Annotated in this window: 2 protein-coding genes; both read left to right on the top strand. The window is 65.0% G+C overall.

Annotated elements, in window-relative coordinates; translation table 11 throughout:
• The coding region (locus ACF088_RS41235) for a hypothetical protein (protein WP_392381123.1) at nt 1-514 on the top strand (514 nt) is incomplete at its 5' end.
• A gap of 287 nt (nt 515-801) precedes the next feature.
• Nucleotides 802-1,101: a WXG100 family type VII secretion target gene (locus ACF088_RS41230; RefSeq protein WP_087807860.1), complete on the top strand. Its 300-nt coding sequence runs from the start codon at nt 802-804 to the stop codon at nt 1,099-1,101.
• The last annotated feature ends 261 nt before the right edge of the window (nt 1,102-1,362 follow it).

Below are 1,362 nucleotides of genomic sequence, written 5' to 3'. Positions count from 1 at the left end.
GGTCGTGAACCGGCTCAATCCGCTCGGCCTCGAGATCGAGAAGAGCGCGGTCTTCGACGATATGGTCGAACGTGCCGTGGACCTCAACGACGACGTGCCCACACTCGCGGCGGCGTACTACTCCGAGGCGGGGGAGGCTCTGGCCAACCTCACGGTCGACTCGTACGGAGATGAGGGCGTACCACGTCCCGACGCGGAAGAAGCCGTCCAATTGCTTCTGCGGTGGGGAAACGCGGAGGTCACGGGTACCCCGGGGATCACTCACCTCGAGCTGGCCGCGGGCCCCGCCGTGCGCATCCAGGCGATGCTCAAGGTCAAGCGAATGTTCGGCTTCGGCCGCAGGCTGGCCGAGTTCGTCAAGTACGCCGTCTTCCCGCCCGGCATGGAGAGTCTCGTCGTCGTCACGGTGACCTGGGAGAAGATCGCCCTCGCGGAGCAGATCACCGAACTGGCCGACAAAGCGGTTCGGACCATGCGCGTCACTCCGCTCCCGGCGGAAGGCGCCTCGGCCTGAACGGACTGAGGGGCGGGGACGCTGCACTGGGGGCCAACTGCGGTGGTTCCTGGCGGGTGATAGGGAGGCCACGGGTCGGGCCACCCGGACTCCTCGCCGGGCTGAGGCCGCTTCACTGGCCGATATGTACACCGGTTCACGTTTCTGCCGTCAGGCGTCCCTGTCGTCCCAACAGCTCCACCCGTAGGATCTTTGCTCATGCGGACGGCCTGTGGACGAACGGCCGGGCGGACCGCGTCAGTCACGCCACGGGGGAAGGCCCTGAGGCGATGGGAGGGAGAGTTGTCATGGCGAAGGACACGGACCTTACTTACGCCGAGATGGAGAAGAAGGCCACCGACCTGATCAAGGCGATGGGCGACATGGAAGACATGTTGAAGGCCATCGAGAAGGGTGTGGAGGAGCTGGTCGCCAACGGCTTCACCACGCAGAAGGCCTCGGGCGCGTACGACGAGTCCATCAAGGACTTCACCAAGGGCGCGGCCAAGACCGTGAAGGGCCTGGAGGGCCTGTCCAAGTTCCTCACCAACGCCAAGAAGGCGTACGAGGACCTGGACGAGCAGCTGGCCAAGGGCGCCAAGGGCTGATGTCGACGTCACTCCCTTGTCCGGGCGTGAGGCGGCACATACCGTGTCCAGCCGTGCCCGGACGAGGCGGTGCCTGAGGAAGAAAGTCTGAACGGGTGGCAGACAGAACTCGGCTCGACCTTGACGTGATCAAGGAATGCTCGAAGTCCCTGTACCGCATGCACCGGGAGTTCAAGGACAACGGCAACCCCGCCGACGAGTACGGCGACGCGCTGGGCAGCGACAAACTGCGGGACATCTTCAGCGACTTCTCCGACACCT

Source organism: Streptomyces sp. NPDC015125 (assembly GCF_043080045.1).
GTDB lineage: Bacteria > Actinomycetota > Actinomycetes > Streptomycetales > Streptomycetaceae > Streptomyces.
The sequence above is the reverse complement of the archived record's forward strand: the minus strand, read 5'-3'. Positions and strand labels throughout refer to the sequence as shown.

Coding starts and splice junctions, on each gene's coding strand:
- ACF088_RS41230 (WP_087807860.1), top strand. CDS start 802: ATGGCGAAGGACACGGACCTTACTTACGCCGAGATGGAGAAGAAGGCC.